Origin of the sequence: Rhizobium leguminosarum bv. viciae USDA 2370, from assembly GCF_002008365.1 — a bacterium.
Taxonomy (GTDB): Bacteria; Pseudomonadota; Alphaproteobacteria; order Rhizobiales; family Rhizobiaceae; genus Rhizobium; species Rhizobium leguminosarum.
Window position 1 is genome coordinate 278,319 of record NZ_MRDL01000015.1, and the last position, 26,011, is coordinate 304,329.

The 26,011-nt window shown below is 62.4% G+C and carries 19 protein-coding genes; 4 read left to right on the forward strand and 15 right to left on the reverse strand.

All coding sequences use genetic code 11. The features are described 5' to 3' along the window. Window positions 1-213: 213 nt before the first annotated feature. Window positions 214-1,548, forward strand: coding sequence for a glucoamylase family protein (locus BS629_RS07495; protein WP_018244018.1), 1,335 nt, complete (start codon window positions 214-216; stop codon window positions 1,546-1,548). 98 nt (window positions 1,549-1,646) lie between these two features. On the opposite strand, the gene BS629_RS07500 is transcribed toward BS629_RS07495, so the two are convergent. The 6 genes from BS629_RS07500 to hglS form a co-directional block, all read right to left on the reverse strand. Then, on the reverse strand, window positions 1,647-2,684 hold the full coding sequence (locus tag BS629_RS07500) for an ABC transporter ATP-binding protein (protein WP_018244019.1): 1,038 nt from the start codon (window positions 2,682-2,684) through the stop codon (window positions 1,647-1,649). After that, window positions 2,681-4,348 (reverse strand): ABC transporter permease, encoded by a 1,668-nt coding sequence (locus tag BS629_RS07505; protein WP_018244020.1) that lies wholly within the window; start codon window positions 4,346-4,348, stop codon window positions 2,681-2,683. Before BS629_RS07505 ends, BS629_RS07500 begins: the two co-directional genes overlap by 4 nt. A gap of 149 nt (window positions 4,349-4,497) precedes the next feature. After that, window positions 4,498-5,514: an iron ABC transporter substrate-binding protein gene (locus BS629_RS07510; RefSeq protein ID WP_018517285.1), complete on the reverse strand. Its 1,017-nt coding sequence runs from the start codon at window positions 5,512-5,514 to the stop codon at window positions 4,498-4,500. A 211-nt stretch (window positions 5,515-5,725) separates the two neighbouring features. Next, the gene (gene amaB / locus BS629_RS07515; protein WP_018244022.1) at window positions 5,726-7,264 is read right to left on the reverse strand and encodes an L-piperidine-6-carboxylate dehydrogenase; all 1,539 of its coding nucleotides are present in this window, start codon (window positions 7,262-7,264) and stop codon (window positions 5,726-5,728) included. 25 nt (window positions 7,265-7,289) lie between these two features. Continuing rightward, complete coding sequence (locus BS629_RS07520; protein WP_018244023.1) at window positions 7,290-8,573, reverse strand: NAD(P)/FAD-dependent oxidoreductase; 1,284 nt, start codon at window positions 8,571-8,573, stop codon at window positions 7,290-7,292. 68 nt (window positions 8,574-8,641) lie between these two features. Further along, window positions 8,642-10,072 carry a 2-oxoadipate dioxygenase/decarboxylase HglS gene (gene hglS, locus BS629_RS07525; protein ID WP_018244024.1) on the reverse strand — a complete coding sequence of 477 codons (1,431 nt, stop codon included), beginning with the start codon at window positions 10,070-10,072 and terminating at the stop codon, window positions 8,642-8,644. Window positions 10,073-10,156: 84 nt separating this feature from the next. Here hglS and BS629_RS07530 point away from each other — a divergent pair, with 84 nt between their 5' ends. The 3 genes from BS629_RS07530 (at window position 10,157) to BS629_RS07540 (ending at window position 12,821) form a co-directional block, all read left to right on the forward strand. Continuing rightward, window positions 10,157-11,065 (forward strand): LysR family transcriptional regulator, encoded by a 909-nt coding sequence (locus BS629_RS07530; protein WP_018244025.1) that lies wholly within the window; start codon window positions 10,157-10,159, stop codon window positions 11,063-11,065. A gap of 68 nt (window positions 11,066-11,133) precedes the next feature. Next, on the forward strand, window positions 11,134-11,370 hold the full coding sequence (locus BS629_RS07535; protein WP_003543721.1) for an Lrp/AsnC ligand binding domain-containing protein: 237 nt from the start codon (window positions 11,134-11,136) through the stop codon (window positions 11,368-11,370). Window positions 11,371-11,642: 272 nt separating this feature from the next. After that, the gene (locus tag BS629_RS07540; RefSeq protein WP_018244027.1) at window positions 11,643-12,821 is read left to right on the forward strand and encodes a glycosyltransferase family 4 protein; all 1,179 of its coding nucleotides are present in this window, start codon (window positions 11,643-11,645) and stop codon (window positions 12,819-12,821) included. 229 nt (window positions 12,822-13,050) lie between these two features. Here BS629_RS07540 and BS629_RS07545 read toward each other — a convergent pair whose 3' ends face one another. From BS629_RS07545 to epmA, 9 genes are all read right to left on the reverse strand, one after another. Then, entirely contained in the window at window positions 13,051-16,362 is a 3,312-nt protein-coding gene (locus tag BS629_RS07545; protein ID WP_018244028.1) for an oligosaccharide flippase family protein, read from the reverse strand. Between the two features lie 190 nt (window positions 16,363-16,552). Further along, on the reverse strand, window positions 16,553-17,731 hold the full coding sequence (locus BS629_RS07550; protein ID WP_018244029.1) for a glycosyltransferase family 4 protein: 1,179 nt from the start codon (window positions 17,729-17,731) through the stop codon (window positions 16,553-16,555). Window positions 17,732-17,776: 45 nt separating this feature from the next. After that, window positions 17,777-20,254, reverse strand: a complete 2,478-nt coding sequence (locus BS629_RS07555) for a glycoside hydrolase family 2 protein (RefSeq protein WP_018244030.1) — start codon at window positions 20,252-20,254, stop codon at window positions 17,777-17,779. Window positions 20,255-20,270: 16 nt separating this feature from the next. Beyond that, window positions 20,271-21,233, reverse strand: a complete 963-nt coding sequence (locus BS629_RS07560) for a DUF1839 family protein (RefSeq protein ID WP_032980776.1) — start codon at window positions 21,231-21,233, stop codon at window positions 20,271-20,273. 8 nt (window positions 21,234-21,241) lie between these two features. Further along, window positions 21,242-22,150 carry an amino acid--[acyl-carrier-protein] ligase gene (locus BS629_RS07565; RefSeq protein ID WP_018448307.1) on the reverse strand — a complete coding sequence of 303 codons (909 nt, stop codon included), beginning with the start codon at window positions 22,148-22,150 and terminating at the stop codon, window positions 21,242-21,244. A gap of 5 nt (window positions 22,151-22,155) precedes the next feature. Next, on the reverse strand, window positions 22,156-23,337 hold the full coding sequence (locus BS629_RS07570) for an acyl-CoA dehydrogenase family protein (protein ID WP_018244033.1): 1,182 nt from the start codon (window positions 23,335-23,337) through the stop codon (window positions 22,156-22,158). Next, window positions 23,337-23,588 carry an acyl carrier protein gene (locus BS629_RS07575; RefSeq protein WP_003543737.1) on the reverse strand — a complete coding sequence of 84 codons (252 nt, stop codon included), beginning with the start codon at window positions 23,586-23,588 and terminating at the stop codon, window positions 23,337-23,339. Before BS629_RS07575 ends, BS629_RS07570 begins: the two co-directional genes overlap by 1 nt. 264 nt (window positions 23,589-23,852) lie before the next feature. Further along, window positions 23,853-24,905 carry a lysine-2,3-aminomutase-like protein gene (locus BS629_RS07580; protein WP_018244034.1) on the reverse strand — a complete coding sequence of 351 codons (1,053 nt, stop codon included), beginning with the start codon at window positions 24,903-24,905 and terminating at the stop codon, window positions 23,853-23,855. Continuing rightward, entirely contained in the window at window positions 24,902-25,963 is a 1,062-nt protein-coding gene (epmA, locus tag BS629_RS07585; RefSeq protein ID WP_018244035.1) for an EF-P lysine aminoacylase EpmA, read from the reverse strand. Before epmA ends, BS629_RS07580 begins: the two co-directional genes overlap by 4 nt. Window positions 25,964-26,011: the final 48 nt, after the last annotated feature.

Consider the following 26,011-nt stretch of genomic DNA (forward strand, 5'->3'; position numbering starts at 1 on the left):
TGCGGGAAAATAACCCGTCCTGGTGGCACGCGGGCCGTCTTTTTTGCTGCACCGCTTATATGACTTCTGCTAGATATTATTTTACCGATAATTATTAACGACCGATTCCACCCTTTTGTGTTCTCTTATCCTTGCGAATCAAAAAGGTTTGATTTGCCCGGGGACGGCCCCCATGTTCAAGCATGGGGCGATGCAACAGTTGGGTAGGAGCCTATGCTGCAACGGATTGAAGACATTGATGCAGCGCTCGTCGACAGGCTGCAGCATTCGGCGTTCAAGTACTTCCTGAAATATACCAATCCCGAAAATGGCCTTGTGGCGGACACATCGATCGGCGGGGTTCCGTGCAGCATCGCAGCCGTCGGCTTTGCGCTTTCCTCCTATCCTGTTGGTGTCGAGCGTTTATGGATCAGCCGCGAGGAGGCAGCCGAACGCACGGTCAATACGCTGCGGTTCTTCGCCGAGGCGCGCCAGGGCGAGGAACGCCACGCCACCGGCTACCGCGGCTTCTTCTACCACTTCCTGCACATGGACACCGGCCATCGCGCCTGGAACAGCGAGCTTTCGACCATCGATACGGCGCTGCTCGTCGCCGGCATCCTCACGGCCGCACAGTATTTCAATCGCGAAGACGACGAGACGGAGACTGAAATCCGTGAACTCGCCACCTTCATCTACGAGCGCGTCGACTGGCGCTGGGCGCTGAACAAGGGTGACACCATTTCCATGGGTTGGAAGCCCTCTTCCGGCTTCCTGCGCTGGCGCTATCATGGCTTCGACGAGGCGATCATTCTCTATACGCTGGCGCTCGCTTCGCCGACGCACCCGATCCCGCAATCGAGCTACGACGCCTTCACGTCAAGCTATTCCTGGATGCTGCATGGCGAGCAGTCTTATCTCTATGCCGGGCCGCTCTTCATCCACCTCTTCTCGCATGCCTGGATCGATTTCCGCACCATTCAGGACAAGCCGATGGCGGAGCGAAACTGGGACTATTTCCGCAACACGCAGGTGATGATTGACGTCCAGCGTGACTATGCCGAGCGCAATCCCGGTCAGTTCGTCGGCTACAACAGGAATATCTGGGGTTTCTCTGCCTGTGACGGCCCCCCGCCGACACGACGCATGCGCGGCGGCCGCCAGCCGAAGGTTCTGGGCTATGCTGCACGTGGCGCACCGCTCGGCCCGGATGACGGCACGATCGCACCTTGGGCAGCACTTGCCTGCCTGCCCTACGACCGGCAGGCGGCTCTCGACGGCACCAAGGCGCTTCTGACCACCTATCCGAACCTGCTCTTGGAAGGCGGCTTCCCTGGTGGCTTCAACCCGACCGTCAAGACCAAGCGGCCGGAAGGCTGGGTCGACGACCGCACCGTCGGCATCGACCAGGGTCTTGTCGTCATGACCATCGAGAACGAGCGCTCCGACTTCATCTGGAAGCTGATGCGGCAATCGCCGGTCATCCGTCTCGGCCTCGAGCGCGCCGGCTTTACCGGTGGCTGGCTCGAAGGCATCGAGCCGGAAGAAGTGGTGCGCAAGTTCGGCTAGCGCACAAGCCCGGAAATCGAAGCGGATTTCCGGAGAGGATGACGCGAAAACGAAAACAACAGAGCCCGCGCGTCCGATAGGAGGTGCGGGCTCTTGGTTTAGCTCTCGAAGACATGCGCCTTGCCGGCGATGTCGAGGCGAACGAGGTCGCCTCGCGCCGGAAGCGCGACGCTCGAGGTCTTGATCAGGATTGGCGGCAAGGCGACGCCGTCGAGCGAAACCGCAACAGTGCAGACCGCACCGCCGAACTCCACCTCGACGACACGTCCGCCATAGTTGCGATCGCCGTCATCGGCAACGACACGAATCTGCTCGGGCCGCAGCATGATCTCGGCCTTGCCCTGACGACTGCCCTCGACGGCGACGCGGCCGAGGGCGCAGTCGGCAAGGCCGTTTCGGATGATGGCGGGAAGCAGCACGGCATCGCCGAGAAACAGTGCCGTCTCGCGATCGCGCGGATGCAGATACAATGATTGCGGCGATCCGGCCTGGATCAGCCGTCCTTCCCTGAGCACTGCGACCTGATCGGCAAAGGTCAACGCCTCTTCCTGGTCATGGGTGACGAGAATGGTGGTGATGCCGGCCGCCTGCAGCACGCGCGCAACCGCCTTGCGCATGTTTTCTCGCAGGCCGGTATCGAGTGCCGAGAAAGGTTCGTCGAGCAGCATCAGCCGCGGCTTGCGGCCGAGCGCGCGGGCCAGCGCCACACGCTGCTGCTGCCCGCCGGAAAGCTGATGCGGGCGCCGCGCCAGCATGCCGCGGTCGAGCTCGACCATGTCGAGCAACTCGACGATGCGCTTCTCGCGATCGGCTGCGCCTCGTTCGAAGCCGAAGCCGATATTCTCGGCAACGCTTAAGTGCGGAAACAGCGCGCCGTCCTGCGAGACGATGCCGATACCGCGCTTGTGTGCCGGTACTGTCGCCGGACCGTCCGCGAGCAGGTCGCCATCCAGCGTCACTCTGCCGACATCGGGTTGCTCGAAGCCGGCAATGATGCGCAGCAGCGTCGTCTTGCCCGAACCGGACGGGCCGACGACGGCCGTGCGGCTTCCGGCCGAGACCTCGAGCGAAATATCCTTCAGCGCCTGGACGGGGCCATAGCGCTTGCTGATGTTCTCGATCGTGAGCAGCGTCATTGGCCGGCGGTCCGTTTCGATTGGGTATAGAGCATCAGGGTGAGCGGCAGCGACAGCACGACCATCATGAAGGCGTAAGGGGCGGCCGAGACATAGTCTATCTCGCTGGTCAGCGACCAGAATTTCGTCGCCAGCGTATCCACGCCATTGGGCGACAGCATCAATGTTGCCGTGAGTTCATTGGTGATGCCGAGTGCGGCCAGCGCGACGCTGGCGGCCGCTCCGGGTGCGGCAAGCCGCATGGTGATCTGCCGCAACGCCTGGCCTGGGGTGCGGCCGAGGCCCATCGCGGCGCGCTCCAGCTCCACCGGGGCCTGGGCGATGCTGGCGCGCAGCCCGACCATGGCCCGCGGCAGGAAAAGCATCACATAGGCGACGAGCAGCGTTGCGAAGGTCTGATAGAGCGGCAGCACGAGACGCACGGTGATCGTCACCAGCGCCAGCGCCACGACGACGCCCGGCAGCGAGCCGACATAATAATGGCAGGCTTCGAGCACGCGCTGGAGGCGGCCGGGCGCCCGCACGGAAAGCCAGGCCATCGGTGCTGCGGCAATCGTCGCCAGCACGCCGCCGACAATGGCAAGCACGATCGTCTGCAGGAAAGCGTTGCCGACTTCGATGCGCCAGATATCGGTGCCGCCGAGATAGAGCCAGCGGCCAAGCGTCACCAGCGGCACGCCGAGCGTCAGTACCGCCAGGATGACAGGTAGCAAAACGGCGGGCACCACGAACCAGCCCAGCCGGCGGCGGTCCGTGGGGCGTGGCGAGCCCGAGCCGACGCGGGCATAACGTTCGTTGCCGCGCACCAACACCTCGAAGCCGAGCAGAAAAAGACAGCAGGCGACGAGCACGCCGCCGAGCATGTTGGAAGCCGGGCTGTTGTAGGAGGACTGGAACTGGTCGACGATCGCCGTCGCGAAAGTGTCGAACCGGATCATGACGAACAGGCCGTACTCCGAAAGCAGATGCAGCGCGATCAGCAGCGAGCCGCCGCAGATGGCGAGTCTGAGCTGCGGCAACACGGCCCGGAAGAAGACCCGCCACGGATTGAGCCCCAGCGAAGCCGCGGCATCCTCGATGGCCGGATCGAGGCGGCGCAATGCTGCTGCGACCGGCAGGTAGAGGAAGGGATAGTAGGCGATGACCGAGACGAAGACGCCGCTCTGCAGGCCGCGCATGCCGGGAACCAGGCTGACCCAGGCATAACTGTGCACGAAGGCGGGCACGGCGAGCGGAGCGATCGCCAGCCAGGCCCAGAGCCGGGCAAAAGGAATGTCCGTCCGCTCGGTCAGCCAGGCGAGCGTCACCGCAAGCGCGATCGACACCGGGATGGTGATCGATTCCAGGAGAATCGTATTGACGAGAAGTTCACCGACGCGCGGTCGGAAGACCAGGGCCTTCACCGTTTCCCAGCCGACATCGTAGGTCACCCAGCCGATGAAGCCGAGCGGCACGAGACTGAAGATCGCGACGATGGTTGCGAGGAGGATCACGGAAGCGTGCGGCATGCGTCCGCGTGGCAAAGCCATTCGCGTGGCCCTCGGCGCGACCGGCGCCTGGTTGCCGGATGCGAGCAATCTGTTGTCCTGCAGCAAGGCCGATGCCTTTACACGCTGAAAAAGGAAGGCAACCGCCTTGGAAAGGCGGTTGCCGGATATCGTCATGCCCTAAGGTTTTCTTGAGCTAAATGCAATAGTTTTGGCCGGATGACGCCTGCGGCAGAAAGGTCTAAGCATGTCGCGCAAAAGTGTGCCGCGGTTTTGCGACGACGACATGCGGAAAACGACAGATCTAAAGTGTGGCGCGCCACGCTTTAGATCAAGCCGGCGGCCGTCATCAGCTCCACGACCTTCTTGCTGTCGAGGGTCGAAGCTTCGACCTTCGGAGCATTGAGATCGGCAAGCGGAGTGAGCTTGTCGTTGGAAGGCGCATCCTTGCCGATGGCATATTCATAGGAATCGCCGTCCTTGAGGACTGCCTGGCCGGCCTTGCTGGTTAGGAACTTCAGGAAAGCCTGGGCTTCCTTCATGTGCTGCGTGGACTTCAGGATGCCGCCGCCCGAAACGCTGACAAAAGCGCCCGGATCCTGGTTCTTGAAGTAGTGCAGGCCGACATTCTTGCTGTTCTCACCGGTTTTGGCCTGATCGCCGAACCAATAATAGTGATAGATGATCGCCCCTTCGACTTCGCCGGCGTTGACCGCCTTCATGGCGACGCTGTTGCCCTTGTAGGGCGTGGCGTTTTCCTTGAGAGCCTTCAGCCAGTCGGCCGTCGACTGCTCGCCCTTGAGCTGCAGCAGGGCGGCGACGATGGCCTGGAAGTCGGCACCGGCAGGTGCTGCTCCCCAGCGGCCCTTCCAAGCCGGATCTGCGAGGTCGAGCATCGACTTCGGCAGCTTCTCTTCGGTGAGCTTGGTCTTGTCATAGGCAAAAACGGTGGTACGGGCGGCAATGCCGGTCCACATGCCGTCGGCCGGGCGATACTGATCCGGAACCTGATCCAGCGTTTCCTTTTCGATGGGGGCGAAGAGGCCCGCGCCATCGACCAGCGTCATCGCCGGCGAATTCTCGGTCAGGAAGACATCCGCGGGAGAGGCGTCGCCTTCCTGGATGATCTGGTTGGCGAATTGCATGTCGCTGCCCTGGCGCATGGTGACCTTGATGCCGGTCTCCTTGGTGAAGGCATCGATCCATTCACGGCCCAGGCTTTCGTGCTGGGCATTGTAAACGACGAGACCTTCGTCCTGCGCACTAGCGCTGCCAGCGAGCGCAGTGGCGGAGAGAAGCGAAGCGGCAAGCGCGAGGGAAAAACGGTTAAGAGCAATGTTCATGATGGCCTCCGTGACGATGTCACCCGAGCTCTCCAAGGGCGATGAGAGGCGTATATTTTTCCTGACTGCGAATTTCAAGTTTGGCTTGGCCAGAAAAGCCATCACAATATCTTGACTAAATATTTCATATTACAGGGGAATAAATCTCGATTTGGCAAAAAAGGCGACGCTTCCCGAGCGCCGCCTCTCTTTGCAGACTTTTGCAGCCGGCTTATTCGACGTCGAACTTGACGCCCTGCGCAAGCGGCAGCGTCCTGCCGTAATTGATCGTGTTGGTGGAGCGGCGCATATAGGCCTTCCAGGAATCCGAGCCGGATTCGCGGCCGCCGCCGGTTTCCTTCTCGCCACCGAAGGCGCCGCCGATCTCGGCACCGGATGGTCCGAGGTTGACGTTGGCGATGCCGCAATCCGAACCGCGGGCGGACACGAAGGTCTCGGCCTCGCGCATGTCGTTGGTGAAGATCGACGACGACAGTCCCTGCGGCACGGCATTGTGTAGCGCCAGCACCTCGTCGAAATCGCTATACTTCATCACATAGAGGATCGGCGCGAAGGTCTCGTGCTCGACCGGCCCGGTCTGATCGGGCATTTCGACAAGCGCCGGGCGAACGTAGTAGGCGTCAGCCGAACCGCTTTCGACGCGGTCACCGCCGGTCACCGTGCCGCCGGCCGATTTCGCCTCGCCAAGCGCAGCCTGCATCTTTTCGAAAGCCTGGCCGTCGATCAGCGGTCCGACAAGCGTACCGCTTTCCAACGGATTGCCGATGGTGACGGAGCCGTAGGCCTTCTGCAGGCGCGGCACCAGCTGGTCGTAGACGCTGTCATGAACGAAGAGACGGCGCAGCGTCGTGCAGCGCTGGCCGGCCGTGCCCATGGCGGAGAAGGCGACGCCGCGCAGCGTCAGGTCGAGATCGGCCGTCGGGCAGACGATCGCCGCATTGTTACCGCCGAGCTCGAGAATGGCGCGGGCAAATCGCTGCGACAAGCGCGGACCGACGGCGCGGCCCATGGCCGTCGAGCCTGTGGCGGACACCAGTGGGATCTTCGGATGATCGACCAGCACTTCGCCGACCTCGCGACCGCCGATGATCAGCGTCGACAGATTGGCCGGTGCGCTACCGCCCTCGGCGACGAAACGCTTCAGCGCTTTTTCGAACAGCGCCTGCACCGCAAGCGCCGTCAACGGCGTCTTTTCCGAAGGCTTCCAGACGGTGGAATTGCCGCAGACCATCGCAAGCGCCGCATTCCACGACCAGACGGCAACAGGGAAGTTGAAGGCGGAGATGATGCCGATCACGCCGAGCGGGTGCCAGCTTTCCATCATCCGGTGCTCGGAGCGCTCGGTGGCAATCGTCAGGCCGTAGAGCTGACGGGAAAGGCCGACGGCGAAATCGCAGATGTCGATCATCTCCTGCACTTCGCCGAGGCCTTCGGAGGTGATCTTGCCGACCTCGATCGAGACGAGACGGCCGAGCGCCGTCTTTGCGGCGCGCAGCTCCTCGCCGAGCAGGCGGACCAGTTCGCCGCGCTTCGGCGCCGGCACGGCACGCCATTCGAGGAAAGCCTGGTGCGCCGCTTCGATCGCCGCTTTCGTCTCGGAAACGGAATCTTCCCTGAGTTTGCCGATTTCCTTGCCGGTGACCGGCGAGGTGACGGAAAGCGTGCCGCCGTGATAGCGGCTGGCATCGACGCCGAGTTCGGCAAGCAGCTTGGCGGTTTCTGTGGCGAGATCGAGGACGGCGATGGTCATTGTCGTGTTTCCAATCTTATTGTGCTTAGAAGCGTGCATCGGCGAAATGGGCGACCTGAGCGCCGGCTTCGTACCATATTTCCTTGAGCGCACGGAAGCTCGGTTCGCTGAGCGCGGTCAGCGGCAGCGGCAGATCGGCTTCGCCAATCCGGCCGAGGATATGCTCCGCCAGCGTGCGGCCAAAGACCGTGCCAGGCGCAATGCCGCGGCCATTGTAACCCGAAAAGCCGACGACATTCGGGGCGAATTTGTGGAAGCGCGGCAGCGCATTGTCGGTCATGCCGATCTGGCCATACCATTCGCACTCGAATTCGACATCGCCGATAATAGGGAAGAGCCGCTTCAATGCGCGTTTGGCCCATCCTTTGTGCACGGCAAGCCCGGTATTGCGCAGCGCCCCGACACTGCCGAAAACGAGCCGGCCGGCCTGGTCCATGCGGAAGGAGGAGAGGATTTCCTTGGTATCCCAGGCGCCTTCGCGCCCAGGCAGGATCGACTGACGCAGATTGTGGCCGAGCGGCACGGTGGCAAAATTGAAATAGGGCAGATGCACCTGTTCGCTGCGCACCTGCTCCCATGGGCCGGTGCTGTAGGCATCCGTTGCGACGATGATCCACTCAGCGCTGACTTCGCCGCTTGCCGTCTTCACGGTCCAGCGGCTGCCGTTACGCTCCGTTGCGATGACCGGACTGGATGTATGAATGGCGACGCCGGCCTTGACGGCGGCATGGGCAAGGCCGCGCGCATAGGCAAGCGGCTGCAGCGTGCCGGCGCGTTTGTCGAGCAGCGAACCGGTATAGGCATCGCTGCCGATGCGTTTTGCCGTTTCCGCCGCATCAAGCAGCGTCACGGCTGCGCCGCGGGCGGACCATTGCGCCGCGCGATCCTCGATCTCCTTCAGCCCGTCCGCGCCGACCGCGCAATGCAGCGTGCCGTTCCGTTCGAGTTCGCAGGCAATCTGATGCTTGTCGATCAGCTCCATGACGAGCTTCGGCGCATTGCCGAGTAGATCGAGCAGACGTTCGCCATGCACCGGGCCGAGCACGCTGGGCAGATCGTTGGGCATCACCCACATGCCGGCATTGATCAGCCCGACATTGCGCCCGGCACCGCCGAAGCCGATCTCCTTGGCCTCCAGCAACACCACCTTCGACCCGGCTTCGGCAAGATGAAGGGCGGAAGAGAGGCCGGTGTAACCGCCGCCGACGATGACGACGTCGGCCGAAATCGCGCCATCGAGAGGCGAGGTCGTCGGCGCTTCGGGCGCTGTCTTTTCCCAGAGGCCGTGGGAGCGCGGATCATTCAGCATGGCTCAGTCCGATCAGAGCGAAATCGCGGATACTCTAATGCATAAGAGAAAGTGTTGAACCTGCCATTTCACGCAACGGTCTTCAGCGGCAGGCCCGCAAGGTCGAGCGCGGCCAGCGCCGATTCCAGCGATGCGGCCTGGCGTTCGGCGTAAAGTGCCAGCTCGTCCTGAACGGTAGCACCCAGTGCTGCCTCGAAGGCGTCACGGTTCGAGCGGGTCGCGTAGTTCTGCTGCTGGTCGGTGCCGAGGTTCGACTGGAAGATGCCGGCCGCGCTGACGGGCAGGAAGTCTTCGTAGACGATCGGGGTGAAGGCAAGGTAACCCTTGGCGATCAGCGCCTCCGGATCGCCAGGCAGCATGCTGCCGGCCGCGGCGGCAATGCCCGCAGGCGTCGCGGCATAGCGGAAGAAGGCCAGATCCGCCCTGCGCAACTCATCCCAACTGTCCGGGAGTGCCTTGAAACGTGCGGCGAGTTCGTCGTCGTAGGCGCCGGCCTTGGCGCCGCCGGCGCCCACCTGCACCTCGCCGCGAACCGAGGCGAGCAGCCGGTCGTAGAGCGCCCGGCCCTTCGCCGTCAGCGCCACGCCGCGCTGTTCGATCTCCCCGAAGCGGGCGGTATGCGTCCCTTGAATCGCACCGTCATCACCGGAAAAGGCGATCGTTTCCTCCAGCGCCTTGAAGCTCGTCTGTCGCAGCAGGATATCGCAATGACGGCGCGGCGGCCCTTCGATGACAGCCTTCGGCGTGATGCCGCGTTCCGGCATGCGGGCCTGGACCGCGTCGATATCGAGCGTGCGCGGCGTCAGATGGTTGATGTGCGGCCCCTTGAAGCTGACGACGTCGGCGATCAGCCGATGCGCATCATGCAGCCGCTTATAGGTTTCGGCGCTGACTGTCGCTTCGCCATGCCAGCGGAAGGTTTCCAGCGCCCCGGCGACGAATTCCGTCGCTTCCGCCTCGGTCAGGCCGCCGTTCTGCTCGTGGCGCTCGATCAGCGCGACGGCACGCGGCGTGTAGATCCGCCGTTTCGCCAGAATGGCTTCGGCTTCGCCGCGCAACCCCTCGTCCTCGATCAGCTCCAATCGCAACAGCGAGGTGAAGACGCGGAATGGATTGACGTTGAGCGCTGCCTCGTCGATTGGCCGGAAGCTGGTGGAATGAACCGGCACGCCGGCGACCGAAAGATCGTAGTAGCCAACCGGCTGCATGCCCATGACCGCAAACAGCCGGCGGATGGTGAAGAGCTCGTCAGCCGTACCGAGCCGGATGGCACCGTGGCGCTCGACATCGATGCGCTCCAGCTCGCCGGCTTGGGCCAGACGTTCGCGCAGATCGGGATCGTTTTCGAGGCAGCCGGCATTCACATCCGCCACCAGTTCGATCAGCGTGCCGTATTGCGGCACCTCCGCCCGGTACATCTGCGACATCGCCTCGGTGAACAGCGATCGGATGCGGTCTGGGGAAACGAAGGCTTGCGGCATTGGGAAACTCCGGCTCATTCCGTTTTTGCAGGATGAACCTCTTTACACGCGCGACAAAGCCGCAAATATCGCTATTTCGGAAATAGCCCATTCTGAAACGGAATGACCATGCTGACGTCAAGACGTTTTCTGCCATCGATTTCGCATCTCGCCGCCTTCGAGGCGGTTGCCCGCACCGGCAGCGTGACCGCAGCGGCGCGCGAACTCGATCTGACGCAGAGCGCCGTCAGCCGCCAGGTAAGTGCGCTGGAGGAGCAGCTTGGCGTCGAGCTCTTCCTGCGCGAACGCCAGACCATGCGGCTGACGCTTGCCGGTGACGGATATGCTCGCGAGATTCGCGAGGCGCTGCGGCGGATATCGAGCGCCTCGCTGAACCTGCGCGCCAATCCGCATGGCGGCACGCTCAATCTCGCCATCCTGCCGACCTTCGGCACGCGCTGGCTGGCGCCGCGCCTGGGGCGCTTTCTCGCCGCCAATGCCGGCGTGACCATCAATCTGGTGACCCGGCTTTCGCCGTTCGATTTCCGCCTCGATTCGATCGACGCCGCCATCCACTTCGGCCATCCGCACTGGCCGGGCGCCGAACTCGCCTTCCTGATGTCGGAGCGCACGGTGCCGGCCTGCAGTCCGGATTTTCTGCAGCAATATGCGATCTCAGGACCGGAGGATCTGCTCGCCGTTCCGCTTCTGCATCTGACGACACGTCCCGACGCCTGGGAGCAGTGGTTCGCCAGCAACGGCGTTTCCTTCGAAAACGTCCACGGCATGCTCTTCGACCAGTTCGCCACCGCCGCGCAGGCGGCGATCGCCGGCCTCGGCGTCGCCCTGCTGCCAACATTCCTGATGCAGGAGGAGATCCGGCGCGGCGATCTCGTCGCCGCAGTCGACCGTGAAATGGAAAGTCGCGAGCGCTATTATCTCGCCTTTCCGCCCGAGCGCGCCGATTATGCGCCGCTTGCCGCCTTTCGTGACTGGATCGTCGCGGAAGCCACCACCAACCCGGCTGTGTGACGAACGGCTTGCATCGGCATGGCGCTTTCGACCATTATGCGCTCCAAACAACTTTGCAGGAAATCTCCATGAAGCCGATCTTCGTCCAGCTCCAATGCGCACCCGGCAAGACCTATGATGTCGCCGACGCCATCTACCAGACCGAACTGGTCTCGGAGCTCTATTCCACAAGCGGCGACTACGATCTGCTGCTGAAGGTCTATATCGAGGAAGGCCAGGATATCGGCAAATTCATCAACGACAACATCGCCAATATTCCCGGCATCGTCCGCTCGCTGACGACGCTGACCTTCAAGGCATTCTAGAGCAATTCCAGCAAAAGTGCGCAGCAGTTTTGCCAGGCAAAGCGTGAAACGCTTTTGCCGGGAATTGCGTGAAAACAAAAGAGATAGAGCGTTTCCGTGATTCGAGAAAAACGGAAACGCTCCAAATTGCCGTCAGACACGGTTAACCCTTTTCGCGAAGATTGGCCCTCGCAGGACGTCGCCTAAACCGCGCCTTAACGCCGGGCATATCTGGTCGTTGTTATCACAGGCCCGCATCAGCGCGGGCCGGCACGTGCAGCGATAGGTGGAAAATGTCGATCGTCGAGGCAGATAGGGTACGCGCGAAGCCGCAGTTGGAAACAGCTCCGCTGATCGTCCATGTCGTGCGCCAATTCCTGCCCAATCGCGGCGGCCTGGAAGACGTGGTCGCCAATCTCGCCCGCCAGACTGTACGCCGTGGTTACCGCGTGCGCGTCGTCACGCTGGATTCGCTCTTCACCGCGCCTGAAGACAAGCTGCCGCTTCGCGAAGATATCGACGGCATCGAGGTGGTGCGCATTCCCTGGTCCGGCTCCAGCCGCTATCCGCTGGCACCGCAGGTTTTCCGCCATCTCGCCGATGCCGATCTCGTCCATGTCCACGCCATCGACTTCTTCTTCGACGCGCTCGCCTGGGGCCGGCTGCTGCACGGAAAACCGATGATCGTCACCACCCATGGCGGCTTCTTTCACACGCGGAAATACGCGGCAATCAAGAAGATCTGGTTCCGGACGCTGACCCGCGCTTCGGCGATGGCCTATCGCCGCGTCGTCTGCTGCAGCGCCTCCGACCTCAAGCAATTTTGCGAGATCGTGCCCGACAGTCTCCTGATCGAAAACGGCGCCGATATTGGCAAGTTCGCCGACACCGCTGCGCGCCGGGCAAAGCGCCGCATCGTCACGATCGGCCGGTTCTCGGTGAACAAGCGCATCGACCATCTGCTCGATGCGATGGCCGGGCTGAAGACCCGCGACCCGGAATGGCATCTCGACATTGTCGGCGCCGAATCCGACCTGAACCGGGCGGATGTCGAAGGCGCAATCGAAAGCCGTCATCTTTCCGGCCGCGTCACCCTGCATGTGTCGCCCGACAACGACACCATCCGGCGCATCATCGCAGAATCCTCGATTTTCGCCTCCGCCTCGGAATATGAAGGTTTCGGCCTGGTGGCGCTGGAGGCGATGAGCGCCGGCCTCCTGCCGGTGCTGAACGCCAACGATGCCTTTGCGACGCTTGCCGCCCGGCATCCCGTTCTCATGCTTGCCGATTTCACCAATCCTGAGGCCGCCGCCACGGCGATCGAAACGGCCTATGAAGACCTTTCGCGCCAACCGGACGTGGTGCGGGCCGGGCTTCTCGAAGCCGCGCGCGGCTATTCCTGGGATATCGTCGCCGAACGCTATATCGATCTCTACAGATCGCTTGATGTCGTCGCCGCGGAAAACATCTGATCCCCTGCCTAACGGGCATCGCGATCTTTCAGATTCGCTTACTGCACTTTAGGTCTTTGCTTTCCGCATGTCTTCGGCGCAAAACCGCTGCACACTTTTGCGCGACATGCTTCAGAGCAATTCCAGGAAAAGTGCGAAGCGGTTTTCCGTCCGGAATTGCGTAAAAACAAAAGGCTAGAGCGGTCCTGCGCTTCCGTTAAAAGCTGAACCGCTTTAGCTGAAATCCCGGTCACGCTCTGGCGAGACGGATGATCTCGTCGAGCACGAATTTGCGCGATTGCGGCGGCGTCAGATTGTGGTCGGCATCCGGCAGCATCAGCAGCCGTACGTTCGGATAGCGAGAGAGCCTGGCGCCGCGCGGCCCGAAGTGGAAATAGACGTGGTCGAGCCCGACATCGCCCTCGCTGTAGATCAGCGTCAACGGCACCCTGCGCTTGCCGAACAGCGCGAAGGAGTGCCGGACCTCGCGGGCGATATGGCGCCGGTCGGGAAGCAGCTCGAGCACCGGCGCGATCCACGGCGACAGCCGGCGGCCGGCGGCGATGACGATATTCTGCAGCGCCGCAACGACATCCACCTGGCCGCGCAGCAGCCGCTTCAGCGTGTCGAGCCGCGCCAGGCGCTGGCTGTAATCATCCAGACTGCGGGGAACGGAGACGACATGCTCCCTGCGCACCGGCATGTCAGGATCCCAGTAATAGACGAAGGGATTGATCGACACGACAGCCTTCAAGCGCTCGTCGGCGACGCCGGCGCGGAAGGCGACATAGCCGCCGCTGCATCGACCGGCGACCATGACGGGACCGGCGACGACGCCTTCGAGCAGATCGAGCGCGGCGACCGCATCTCCGGTCTGCGTATCCGAATAAAGTACCTGTTCCGGTGCATCCGGCCGCGGCGGGCTGTCGCCGACATTGGCGGAATCGAAACGCAGCGAAACGACGCCTTGGCGGGCGAGCTCGCGCGCCATGTCGACCGTCGTCCGTCCCCAGCCGGCATGCCGGTCATAGGCTGTCGACAGGAAGAGCACGGCATTGCCCTTGATCTCGCCGAGCGGCCGGCTGACGACGCCGACCAGATGATTATGGCTTCCGAAACGGACCGGCGTTTCCGCAAAATCATCGCCGGCAAGCAGCGGGTTGTCGATCGCCGTCGGCGAATGGGCGGCGGATGTCTCTGTCGTCGTTGCCTCCAGCCACGTCGTCAGCAGCGCGACGACAGCCATCGGCGTCTTGGCAAACAGCGGATTGGTGGCGAGTTCGTCATAGCCTTCGAAGGCCTTCTGCTCGACATCGGCGCCAAGCGCTATCAGCGCATCGGCAAAGCCGGTATCCTCGGCCTTGGCAGGACGTTCGAGGATCAGATAGCGCGAGGCTGCGAGCCCCTGCGGCGAGGTGATGTTGAGCTTGCCGAGCTCGGCAGCGATTTCCTCGGGCATGACGAGCCCGGCGATCTGCACCTTCGCGGTCTGGACGTGCTCCTTGCCGAGGCCGAGATCGGCATCGATGATCTTGGACCACATGTTGAGTTCGCGCAGATAGGCCCTGCCGCTCAGCACCGGCGCCAGCATGACGAGGCTGTCGACGCCTTCGATCGAAGAACCGACGCGGTGGGCAAGCGTCGCGCCGAGGCCCTGTGCGATGAGGATGATACGGTCGCAGCCGCTCAGCGACTTCAGCTTGTCAGCGGCCGCACGGATCGAGTTTTCCCAGGTTTCCAGCCTTGCCGGCAGCACCCCGAAATCGAGCGCGTCACCGGTGCCGCGATAGTCGAAGCGCAGGCTCGGCACGCCGATATCCGAGAAATGCTCGGCCGCGACGCGGAAGAATTTGCGGCTGCACATCTCCTCGAAACCCCAGGGGCTGACGAAGAGCACGGCGGCCGAACGTTTCTTCGTGAGAGGATTCTCAGGCATGAACAGCCCGATCGTGCCGTCGAAGACGACAGGCAGGGCAGCGTTGCGTCCCGCCCCCTCGGCCGGTTCCAGCGAGAATTCGCCGGGCGCGACCTTGGCGCGATCGGGATCGCCGGGAAGCCGCGGCGCGATGAAATTGATCGCGTGGCCAACCGGTCGCCGCAGCAGGGACGGCATCTTGTCGAGAATGGAGCGCATGACTTCGACATCCTCGCCCGGCACGGCGCGCAGCACTCGGAGCGCCGCGAAATAGGCGAATGCGCCGGCGATGATCGCGCCGACCAATCCGGCCGGACCTTGGACGAATTCCAGCACGGAAATCGCTCCGCAAGCACAGAGGACGGAGGCGAGCGTCACCTTCGTCAGGCTTGCGTAGAGACCCGAAAGCTGGGATCCGAATCCTGTCTGTCTGATCATCATCACCGACATCGCAACGAATACGAGGATGCGCACAAGTGCAGCACCCTCGGCCGCAAGCCTAGGTACGATCAGTAAACAACCCGCTACCATCAGTAGGCCACCTATCACACTGATGTTCAGGCGGGAGCGGGCCCTGTCCATCGACAGCAGGTAGAGGCTGAGGATCTGCATGAAAGTATAGGCGGGAGCGACGAGCGCAAGCAGCGCCACCACCGTCCCGCTGCGGCGGAACGCTTCGCCGAACACCACGAGCACCAGTTCGCTGGAGATCGCGGCAAGCCCGAGGCTCATCGGCAGCACGATATAGGCCATGCTGCGCGTGACGGCAGCGAAGACCTCGACCGGCAATGTCGAATCGTCGCTGCTGTGGCGCCGCTCGGAATAGTAGGGCAGCAGGCTGCCGGTCATCTGGATCGGCAATTGCAGCGCGATATTCGCGATCGACAGGCCGACGGCATAATAACCGACCATCTCCACCGACCAGAACTGCTGCAGGAAGAGCAGCTCGAGCCGGTTGAGGAAAATGGAATCGATGATGAACTGGATCGACAGGATGACGGAGGAAGAGGCGAGATACTTCAGCGAGACCCCGCACCAGTCGCGCCGTGCCAGAAGGATCGGCAGCGTGGCGAAAAACAGCACCAGCTGGCCGAGCGCATAACCGACGAGAACACCCTCGACGCCATAGAAAACGGCGCCGACGGCAACGCCGGCAAGCTGCACGATCGAGACGGCGACCGTCAGCTTAAAGAAAGCGCCAAGCTTCTTTTCGCCGATCAGGTAGAATTTGACGAAGGATCCGATCGCCTGGATGAAGAACAGCACGCCGGTGACCAGAGCGACGGATGGCGCGGTGTCGGCCCAGTGCATCTTTTCGGACGTCAGGAAAAACAGCGCGTAGAGCGCCAGCAGCACGACGGTCGAGAACATCATGAAGCTGACGAGGATGGCGGCAAAACCCCGCCGACGGCGCGCATCGAAACCCTCCGCCGAAAGTTGCGGCAACGTCTTCAGCAGCGTGATGCTGGAGCCGAGCTCGGCGATCGAGGCGCCGGTCACCACCAGCCAGAGCGAAAAGGCGACGATGCCGTTGGCTTCCGGCCCGAGCAACCGCGCGGTTATGATCGAGGAAACGAAGCCCGTCAGAAGCAGCAGCATGCCTGCCGCCGCGTTCATCACCGAGTTTGCGATAATACCCTTCGACATCTGTCCATCCGTCAGGATCGGCCTAAAGCGCGTCGCGATCTTCAGATCGCTCCTCGCACTTTAGGTTTTTGTTTTTACGCATGTCGTTATCGCAAAACCGCTGCACACTTTTGCGCGACATGCTCTAAAGCCGCATACCCGCCATCTCTAATGCGAAAATGTTAAAATAAAGCGGAGTGACGACCTCAGCTTAGCTGGCCTGCATCGCCGTCAATGTCTGAAGCGCCTTCTCGTAGCTGTTTTCCGCAAGGTAGCGCAGCAGGAACTCCCGCGCCTTCCCGGCCTTCTCTCGTGCACGCTCTGGCGCGCGGAAAATTTCCCTCAAGTACCCGGCCGCCGCCTCGGGTGAGGGGTCGGCCCAGACTGCACCCTCGAGCCCGGCAAATTCGGGATGGGTATCGACCACAGGAATAAGGGGAGAGCCAACCAGCCAGCTATTGTCGGGATCGCAGAAATCTACTGTTCCCGACCAGGCCGTGGAAATGATGGGCGTATGCTGCATGATCGCCTCGGCAACCGTCAGCCCGAAACCTTCGGAACGATGCAGCGAAAGATAGGCGTCGGAACAGCGGATGAGGCCGTTGATATCGGAGTTCGATAACCTGTCGGTGACGATCCTGATCCGGTTGTCGCCCTTAACCGAAGCGACCAGTTCGCGCAGGCCTTCGTCCTTGCCGATATCGCCGCTGGCCTTCATCAAGAGGAAGGCGCTGGGGCATTCGGCGGCGAATATCCGGAAGGCCTCGATGACGGCCTGCGGATTCTTCCGGTTGATCGAGGAGCCGGCGCTGAAGATGAAGCTGACGAGAAAGGCGTCTTCCTCGATGCCGAATTTCTGGCGCATGCCTTCGGTCGCCGGCTTCTCGGTGACGGGATGCGGAACGACGATGACGGGCGCCGTGGTGAGAGGCGCAATCGCCCGCCTGGTGAATTCCGACGGCACGAAGACGGCATTCATGTAATGCATCGCATTGCGCCACTCCGCCGGCACGACTTCGAGCTCCCAGGCGAAATAGCCGATGTTGAAAGCGCGGCTGAAATTCGCAACGCCCTTCTTCAGGATGGCGCGCGGCAGCATCGGCGGATTAAGATGCCAGATCCGGCTTCCCGCCGGTTCGGTGGAAAGATGCGACGGCGTCCATCCGGCGAATGAATTCTCGTCAGGATGCGTGCTGACGTCGGAGTGTGAAATCGCCAGCCCCGCCTCCGACAATGCGTCGGCGCAGAGCCTTGCCGATTCGCCGACACCGACCGCCATCGAGAGATAACCGACGACTTCCACCGGCCTGCGTGGGTTGAAGGCAACACGCGACCGCGGGATCAGCCGCTGCAGGACATGGGCGCGCAGAAGGCGGTATATCGTTCTCAAATCACGGTCTTTCCCAATGGATCGGCAACATTCTTCGCAGGGGCATCAGCCCTCGATTGCGACGCGATGCGAACTGCCTAGACTTCTGATCTCTCCCGCAGGCGGAGTATCGCTTTCCGCGCCGGACAGCGGGTGGAGCTTCACCCGCCGCATCGCGCCGGGGGCAAGGTGGAACCAGTCGTCGTCGGCCCGATAGCCCTCGACGTCGATATGCACCGATTGCGCCAGCCGGTCGGTCCTCAGATCGACGAACCAGTCGTCGTCTCTGCCGAATGATGCTTCGATCCCTGCGTCATGCAGCGCCCTCCCCCGTCCGCAGGGGAAGTGGAAGCTCTCGGCGAGAATGGCGCCGTCTACCAGCGAGCGCAGGCGTGCGACGCTTGCATCATGCGCCGGCGGCCCGAAACGGAAGGCATAGGTCGTATCGAAGAAGGCGCCGAACAGCGCGGTGCAGGCAAGGCGCTCCGTGTCCCTTGCCGCCAGCTTGAAGGCCCTGCTGCCGCTGACGACCTGCTGTTTTCCGTCGCGCAGGCAGACGACCTCGAGCTCGACGTCGAGCGCGGCATCCGTCTCGTTGACGACATGCACGTCGAGACCGTTCGTTCCCTCGTCGGTGAAGATTGCCTGAACCGGCCGGAAGGCACGGCGCATCGCATACCAGACGGGCTTCGGCTCTCCGGTGGAATCGATCACCCCCCAGCCGGGGCCGGGCAGCAGGTCCTGCAGCGTCCAGACAAGCGCGCCATTGCAGGCCGAGCCCTTGCGCCGCCATTCGGCAAAAGTCTCTTCGATCACCTCGCCGGTGACGGCGCGGGAGAGATCGAGATAGCGTTCCGGATCTTCGCGGCGCAGCTGGGCCGGATCGAAACCGTAGAGAAGCTGCAGGTAGAAGTCGCGGACATCCTCGAAATCCCACGATGCGCTGCGGTCGCGGGGCACGCGAGCCTTCCATAGCGGGCTGTGGACGGCGGGCACGTCGAGATGACGTTGCAGCGTCCTCTGCTGCGGCACATGCGCGAAGGCGAGGCTTTCGGAGGCAAAACGCACGTCGGCGCGGCGCGCATCGGCAACCGGCAGCATATAGGCGCCGACGCCGTAATAATGGGCGATACCGGCATTCGGCGAAAAGGGCATTGCCCCGCCATAGGGCGAGTTCGGGACATAGGGCACGTCCGGGCGCATGCGCGCGACGACCGCCGGGATGATTTCATCGGTGACCGGTCCGCTCCAGAATTCCGCCGGCAGACCGAGCATTGCCGCCTGCTGGTGGATTTCGCTGCCGCCGCAGAGCACGGCCAGCGAAGGCGACGCCTGCACGCCGTGCAGAAATTCCTCGACCTCCGCATGCACGTGACCGAGAAAAGCCTTGTCGTTGCGCGGATAATCGAAATTGGCGAACATGAAATCCTGCCAGACGAGCAGACCGAGCTCGTCGCAGAGCGCGAAGAAATCAGGCGTTTCGTAGGCCATGGTGCCGCCGATGCGGATCATGTTCATGCCGGCTCCGGCGGCAAGCCGCAGGAACGGCTCATAATCCGCCCGCCCGCCCGGTAATCGCGCGATATCGGCCGTCGTCCACACGGCGCCGCGGCAGAAGATGCGTTCGCCGTTGACGAGGAGCGCGAAGTCATCGCCATCCGCACCACGGTCGACGTCGATGCGCCGGAAGCCAGTCCTGCCGAGCGGATATTCCACCCCGTCGGAAACCAGCGTCAGCTCATAGAGACGCGCAGCGCCATGCGTGTGCGGCCACCAGGGCTCGATATCGGAAAGCTTGAGGATAGCCGAGTAATGACTGTCGCCGACCTTCTCGAAGGGCTGCTCCATCCCGCCGCAGCGAAGCAGCATTGAGGGATTCTCGGCATTGCTATGCAGGGAAACGCTGAGACGGCCGACACCACTCTCCTCGAATACGGCGCGGATGGAGACATTGTCGATCGAGACGGGATTGCGCCGCACCATCGAAATCGGCCGCCATGGCCCGACGGCATGGATATCGGGGCACCAGCCCGGCATATGACCGAGCAGCGTCGTGCGAAAATTCTTCAAGCCCGCCGGCGTGATCATCTGCGGCCGCCAGCGCGCACGGGGCCCCGGCTCCGACAGGCGGGGACCGAGCGCCCGGAAGCACAAAGCCAGTTCATCGCCACCCGAAAGCGTCACCGGAATCTCATGCGCCGTGAACATGCTCTCGGAAAACAGGATTTCCTGGCCGTTCAGGAAGACATGGCAGAGCGTCGCCAGCCCTTCGAAACGCAGGATCGCGTCGCCGGGCTCGGCATCGAAAAGCCGGCAGAGATACCAGGCATCCCGTGTGTTCAGCGGCTCGGGATTTTCCCGGTCGAAGAGCCCGGCTTTTTCAAGCGCGGCGGCGACGGTGCCGGGAACCGGTGCTGGAATCAACTGCGCCGAGAGCGGGATGTCGTGCGGCACGGCGCAGGCGCCCGGCTCCGTCAGGATCAGGTTCCAGCCTTCGGAAAGTAGACTTTCCTCGGCACCGATGCTCGCCAAACGCCCCCGCATGGTCAGATCTCCGGCCTCAGATTCGCCCCGCAAGCGACGCCATCATGGAATCCCATGCATCGGCGGCCGGATCAAGAGCTGCCTGCAACGGCTCGAACTTCTTGCGGGTGACAGCGCGGGCAAGCTGGAACTGCACCGATTTCGCCACCTCCGAAATGCGCCTGGCATGCTCGGCGGCAGCCGCAAATTCACCAGGGGAGAGCCAGGTGAGATGATCGGCCGCCAGCTCGAAATTGGCGCCGACCTGGCGAAGCGTGTTGAAGGCGTATTTATGGAAGAAGCCGAACGGCCGTTCCGCCACCGCCTCGACCTGTTGCGGAAAGATGCTTGCAAAGGCGCGGATCGGGTTTTCGCGGGGACGCCTGATGAAGTGAAAGCCGGCCAGCCGCCGCGCGGTCGATCGCAGATGCTCTTCATCAGCCGGTCTTTCCGGGAATCGGGCAAATTCCGTGTAGGGCAGGAACGGCGGGTCGTTTTCCGTCAGCTGCAGCTGGAACAGACCGTCGAAATCCTCGCCTTCGAGACGGAAATAACCGGCATTGTGGAAATAATCGACGCGCTTTGCCGAAACATCCAGCCGGTTGATCGCAACCGTCGTCTTGCCATGCTCCTGCCGGTAGGCGGTGCCGCGCGTATCCGGCATGTAAAAGGAATCCATTTCGATCAGGCAGAGACGGCCCCGCGCGATCTGAACCTCGGCATGGCGTTCGACACGGTCGTAGATGGCAAGCTCAGTCGCACGAATGCCGTAGAGCGCTTCGAGATCCTCGAGCGGCACCTTGAAGAAGGTGAACTGGTCGCCCTCGAAATCCTGCGTCAGGGTAAAACCCAGCATCGCCTCTGGTGCAACGCCTGATGTCGCCAGTACTTCGATCCAGAGATCGACATAGCAATTGGTTTCCGGCCAGGCGCGCTCGCCGGAATGCAGCGCATGCGCCCGGTAGGTTTCCGGGTCGATTCCCGAAAATACCGATGTCATCGATTTGCTCAGCCCCACAACGCTTTCCGTACGCTGGCCGGCCATTGCTTCACATCGAGCCCGTGATGATGGAAGAGGGCAAGGGCGATGCGCTCCAGTCCGAAGCCGACGCAGGCGGTGTGCGCGACACTGCCGTCTTCGAGATTGAGACCCCATTTCGTGCCGAAGGCATCCTGATGGTAGTTGAAGCTCATGCAGGCGGTCGGATTGGCAGCCGAGGTAATCGGGATCAGCAGCTCGAACTTCAGGTTCTGGTCGCGCTGATTATTGGCGAGCATCTTGCCGGCGCGGCCGAAGAACGGATCATTGGCGACGTCGATCGTCACGTCGAGACCGACGGCCTTCATCATCTCGACGCCACGATCCATCCAGCGCTGGCGGAAATCGGTGACGTGCAGCTCGGTACCCATGCAGACATATTCACGCATGCGGAACAGCTGCTGGCGGGCCGGGTCTTTCGACGGCTCATGGCGGAAGCAATAGGATTGCAGGTCGAAGAGGCCGCCCGACTTCGGCAGGTTGCCGCGTTTGGCGATCGTCGGATAGAGCGGATAGCAGGCAGCCGGCGTCAGCACGATGTCGGTCGCCTCCTGCCCCTTGGTCCAGTCCTCGCCGACTTCCATGCATTGCAGCAGGCTGACATGATCAAGCTCGCTGCCGCAGAAGCTGTGCACCGTGCCGGCGAGCTGCGGAAAGCTCTTCATGTAGCCGCTCTTTTCGAAGAAGGCGCGGTTCATGCCCGGCGGAAAGCGCATGGCTTCGGCACCATCGGCGCCGCCGAACGTATCGATCAGGCGCTCGAAGGCAGCGATCACGTCTTCGAACTGGCCGCTACGGCCGTAGAGCCCGTCGATGCCGGTATCGATCAGCAGACCGGATTCGAAAAGCCGGTCCAGAAACGAGGTCTGCATATCCATGACTGTCACCCCAGTAGGCTAGTGTCCTGCTTATGGACAAGAAGCATGCTCGACGTGTTGCCGAGGATGCGGTCATTCGAGATCATGAGCTGTGCGGAATGCGCGTCGCGCAAATGGCGTCCGAGGCTGAAGGGCGTGCCGTTCTTGTAGCCCATGATGCCGCAGATCAGCATCGCATGGTTGACGATCTCCAGGATCGTCTCGGACGAGGCGATCTTGACGTTGTTCATCGCCACCGCAAATCCCATCGAAGAGAGCCTGTCGGCATCGGCCTTGGCATCTTCGTAAGCCTTGAGGCCGGCAACCACGTTGGATTTCACCATCTGCAGCAGGTTCGAAACCTCGGCAAGGCGCAGCGCGCCCGGCGGCTGGGCATCCGGCGCCTTGCGGGCAGCGGCGCGCACGAAAGCCTGGGCGCGCACAACGGCATCGACGGCGATGCCGTACCAGACGCCGCTCCACAAGAGGTGCGAGGAGGCAAGCATGGATTGTGCCGCGATCTCCGCGAAAGGCTTCGGCAGGATCTGATGGGCCGGCGCTTCGCCCTTGAACAGGAAGCCGTCCGAGCAGGTTCCGCGCATGCCGAGCGTATTCCAGACATGCGTTTTCTCGAGCGTGTACTGGTCCTTGAGGAAGGCCGTCAGCACCTGATCGGAGGACGCCGCCTGCGCGTGGGCACGCGAGGTGATGAGAATGGCGTCGGCATGCGAGCCATAGGAAATGACGGTCGCATCCTTTTCGAGACGGCACGTGTCGCCATCGACCTCGACCGCACAGATGCTGTTGCGCAGGTTTCCGCCGATACCGCCTTCGGTGGTGGCGGATGCGATCAGCAACTGCTCGGCGGCGATGCGGCGCATGAAACCGCGATGCCATTCGCTGTCGGCGCCGTGTTCAACGAGGCTCGACAGCTTGATGTGGTGCATGGCGAAGACCATGGCGCTCGCGGCGCAAACCTGGCCGAGCAGCGAGCACAATTCGGCGATCTCGGTGATCGAGGCGGATTCTCCGCCGAGATGGCGCGGCACCTGGATGCCGAGCAGCCTTTCGGCCTTCATCGCATCGACGGCTTCCCGGGGGAAGCGGGCTTCGGCATCAACGGTATCCGCGTGTTTCGTCGCGATTTCGGCGACGCGGGCCACCCTTGCGACAAGACCGTCCTGCATGATCTTGACGGGGAAATTCATCAGGCGACCTTCCGGCTGTCCCGGATGAGATCGACTGTCCTGGCGATGGCCGAGATGCTCGCGAAGGATTTGCGGTTCAGGAGATTGTCGGGAAATTCGATGTCGAAGGCCTCTTCGAGGCCAAGCATCAACTGCACAGAAGCAAAGGACGTCAAACCTGCCGCATAAAGATCGGCGTCGTCGGCGACCTGGTCGATCGACCCAGGAAGCTTGCCGAATTTGGCTACGAGGTCGCGGATTGCCTTATTCATCCCATCACTCCAAGATTCTCATGATCCCGAACCGGCGTTCATCGCCTTGTCATGAGCGTTCTTTTAGTGCGGAAAACAGAACATTCCGCTAATTAATTGAGTTAAATATGACTGAGGCTCATAGTTAGGATTTTAGCGATCCTTTCCGCACTGTCGTAAACAACCATTTTATATCAGTGACTTATGATAATTTCGACGCTGCGACACACTCTAGCGTCTGGCGTGGCGAGTACAGAAATGACACGCAAAACGCCGACTTTTGTCTCAATCAACGGGCGGATAGGAATGCTCGCCACCGCGATAATCGGTGACGGAATAACATCCGTCGCCGGTCGCCCGGATCGCGCTCCCACTGACGACGGCCTTGCCGTGACCGCCTGGGATATCGAGGATGTAGGCCGGCTGGCAGAGACCGGAAATCCGCCCGCGCAGCGCCGCGACGATCTCCTGCCCCTCTTCGATCGTCACTCTGAAATGGCCGGTGCCAGGCGCCAGATCTGGATGATGCAGGTAGTAGGGTTTGACGCGGATTTCGACGAAAGCCTTCATCAACTCCGCAAGCACGGCGGGATCGTCGTTGACACCCTTGAGCAGCACCGACTGGCTGACCATGGCGATGCCGGCATCGGCGAGGCGGGCGCAGGCGGCCCGCGCTTCCGGCGTCAGTTCTCTCACATGATTGGCGTGCAGCGCCACATAAACCGTCTTGCCGCTTGCCCTCAGCGCGTCGATCAGCGCCGCATCGATCTTTTCGGGATCGACGACCGGAACGCGGGTGTGGAAACGCACGATCTTCACATGCGCGATCCCGGCAAGCGTCTCCATGATCTCGTGGAGCCGGCGCGGAGAAAGCACCAGCGGATCGCCGCCGGTGAGGATGACTTCCCAGATCTCTTCGTGACCGCGGATATAGTCGAAAGCGGCCTGCATCGCCGCGGCATCGAGCGTGCCGAGGCCCTGCGGCCCGACCATTTCGCGCCGGAAGCAGAAGCGGCAATAGACCGGGCAGACATGCACGGCCTTGAGCAACACACGATCGGGATAGCGGTGAACGATGCCTTCGACGGGGCTGTGGGCATGATCGCCGATCGGATCGGCGCGTTCTTCGCGAGCGACAGTGAGTTCGGCTGCATCGGGCACGAATTGCCGAGCGATCGGATCACTGGGATCGCTGCGGTCGATGAGCTTGCTGATCGCAGGCGTCAGCGCAATCGCGTAACGCGCGGCAACCTCCTCGAGGGTTGCGCGAGCGGCAGACGCGACCAGCCCTGCCTTTACAAGATCGTCGACGCTCTTGATCGGTTTGACGGCATTCATCTTCCGTACTCCGCAACCGGCGCCCAGAGCACCTGGTCGATGCGTGATGCTCCCGTTGCCAGCATCACCAGCCGATCGAAGCCGAGCGCGATGCCGCTTGCCTCAGGCATCAGCGCCAGTGCGGCAAGGAAATCCTCGTCGATCGGATAGGTCTCGCCGTAGATCCGTGCCTTCTCGGTCATCTCGATCTCGAACCGTCGCCGTTGTTCGGCAGCGTTGGTAAGTTCGCCGAAGCCGTTCGCCAGCTCGACGCCGCAGGCATAGAGTTCGAAACGCTCGGCAACCCTGGGGTCGCGTGCCGAGGGACGCGCAAGTGCTGCCTCCGAGATCGGATATTCGTCGAGGATGGTGATGCGGCCGAAGCCGAGATACGGCTCGATCTTTTCGACCAGCACCCGGCTGAAGAGATCGGCCCAGCCGTCGTCATCGGCAACACGCATGCCGACGCGCCTGAGCTCGGCCGCCAGATGGTCGCGATCGGTCGAACCGTCGGCGGCGACCGAGGCGAGAAGATCGATGCCGGCATGACGCTCAAACGCTTCGGCAACGCCGATCCGCTCCGGCCCGGCAAAGGGATCGCTCTCGGCGCCGCGATAGGCAAGCTTCCCGGTCTTCACTGTTTCGGCTGCAAGCGCCAGGATCCGCACGCAATCCATCATCAGGCTCTCGTAGCTTTCGCCGGCCCGATACCATTCGAGCATGGTGAATTCGGGATGGTGCAGCGGCCCGCGCTCGCGGTTGCGATAGACATGGGCAAAACACGAGATGCGTTCCTCGCCCGCCGCAAGCAGCTTCTTGCAGGCGAATTCCGGCGAGGTGTGCAGGTAGAATGGCGCCTTTTGCCCATCCGTCGTCAGTGCTTCCGTGGCGAAGGCATGCAGATGTGCCTCGTTGCCGGGCGAGACCTGCAGCACAGCCGTATCCACCTCGACGAAGTCCTCGCGCGCGAAAAACCCGCGCAACGCCGCCTGGATCGCATTGCGCCCGATCAGAAACGGACGGCGGTCGGCATGCACGGACGGGGTCCACCAGGGGGACGCTTTCGCCGAAGAGTTCATTCCAAGCTTTCTTCGCCGGAGAAGCCGGTATAGGGGGTGGCTATTTCC

Coding starts and splice junctions, on each gene's coding strand:
- BS629_RS07535 (WP_003543721.1), top strand. CDS start 11,134: ATGAAGCCGATCTTCGTCCAGCTCCAATGCGCACCCGGCAAGACCTAT.
- BS629_RS07575 (WP_003543737.1), bottom strand. CDS start 23,588: ATGAATAAGGCAATCCGCGACCTCGTAGCCAAATTCGGCAAGCTTCCT.
- BS629_RS07495 (WP_018244018.1), top strand. CDS start 214: ATGCTGCAACGGATTGAAGACATTGATGCAGCGCTCGTCGACAGGCTG.
- BS629_RS07565 (WP_018448307.1), bottom strand. CDS start 22,150: ATGGATATGCAGACCTCGTTTCTGGACCGGCTTTTCGAATCCGGTCTG.
- BS629_RS07540 (WP_018244027.1), top strand. CDS start 11,643: ATGTCGATCGTCGAGGCAGATAGGGTACGCGCGAAGCCGCAGTTGGAA.
- BS629_RS07560 (WP_032980776.1), bottom strand. CDS start 21,233: ATGACATCGGTATTTTCGGGAATCGACCCGGAAACCTACCGGGCGCAT.
- BS629_RS07520 (WP_018244023.1), bottom strand. CDS start 8,573: ATGCTGAATGATCCGCGCTCCCACGGCCTCTGGGAAAAGACAGCGCCC.
- BS629_RS07555 (WP_018244030.1), bottom strand. CDS start 20,254: ATGCGGGGGCGTTTGGCGAGCATCGGTGCCGAGGAAAGTCTACTTTCC.
- BS629_RS07545 (WP_018244028.1), bottom strand. CDS start 16,362: ATGTCGAAGGGTATTATCGCAAACTCGGTGATGAACGCGGCGGCAGGC.
- BS629_RS07570 (WP_018244033.1), bottom strand. CDS start 23,337: ATGAATTTCCCCGTCAAGATCATGCAGGACGGTCTTGTCGCAAGGGTG.
- BS629_RS07500 (WP_018244019.1), bottom strand. CDS start 2,684: ATGACGCTGCTCACGATCGAGAACATCAGCAAGCGCTATGGCCCCGTC.
- BS629_RS07530 (WP_018244025.1), top strand. CDS start 10,157: ATGACCATGCTGACGTCAAGACGTTTTCTGCCATCGATTTCGCATCTC.
- BS629_RS07505 (WP_018244020.1), bottom strand. CDS start 4,348: ATGACGATATCCGGCAACCGCCTTTCCAAGGCGGTTGCCTTCCTTTTT.
- epmA (WP_018244035.1), bottom strand. CDS start 25,963: ATGAACTCTTCGGCGAAAGCGTCCCCCTGGTGGACCCCGTCCGTGCAT.
- amaB (WP_018244022.1), bottom strand. CDS start 7,264: ATGACCATCGCCGTCCTCGATCTCGCCACAGAAACCGCCAAGCTGCTT.
- BS629_RS07580 (WP_018244034.1), bottom strand. CDS start 24,905: ATGAATGCCGTCAAACCGATCAAGAGCGTCGACGATCTTGTAAAGGCA.
- BS629_RS07510 (WP_018517285.1), bottom strand. CDS start 5,514: ATGAACATTGCTCTTAACCGTTTTTCCCTCGCGCTTGCCGCTTCGCTT.
- hglS (WP_018244024.1), bottom strand. CDS start 10,072: ATGAGCCGGAGTTTCCCAATGCCGCAAGCCTTCGTTTCCCCAGACCGC.